Here is a 300-nt window from a genome sequence, read left to right as displayed (position 1 = left end):
GGCGCCGCCGGAAACCAAGCCAACCAGGTCCAGCTGTTCCGACAAGGTCTGGTAAACGCTGCCGCGCCCGGTCACCTTCACCCACTTGGCATCGCCACCGAGGCCGGCAAATTCGGTAGTACCGGTGACATAAAGACCCTCATGCGGGTTCTTCATGTCGTCGATAGTGTTGTAGACTACCCCCAGGCTGACGGAAGACTTGAGCCATGGGCTTTCGGCAATGCCATTAAGAATTGCCGTGGAAATGGTGCACTTGGTTGGATCATAGGCCCCGGTGGAATCCACACATCCATCCGCGAG

At 57.7% G+C, this 300-nt stretch carries 1 protein-coding gene; it reads right to left on the bottom strand.

What is annotated here, in order from left to right; genetic code table 11:
• A partial coding sequence (locus EN852_RS38950) for a BamA/TamA family outer membrane protein (protein ID WP_145994163.1) occupies window positions 1-300 on the bottom strand: 300 nt, incomplete at both ends.

The sequence above is a fragment of the Mesorhizobium sp. M2E.F.Ca.ET.209.01.1.1 genome, assembly GCF_004010375.2.
Classification (GTDB): Bacteria; Pseudomonadota; Alphaproteobacteria; order Rhizobiales; family Rhizobiaceae; genus Mesorhizobium.
This window is presented reverse-complemented; position numbering and strand designations above follow the sequence as displayed.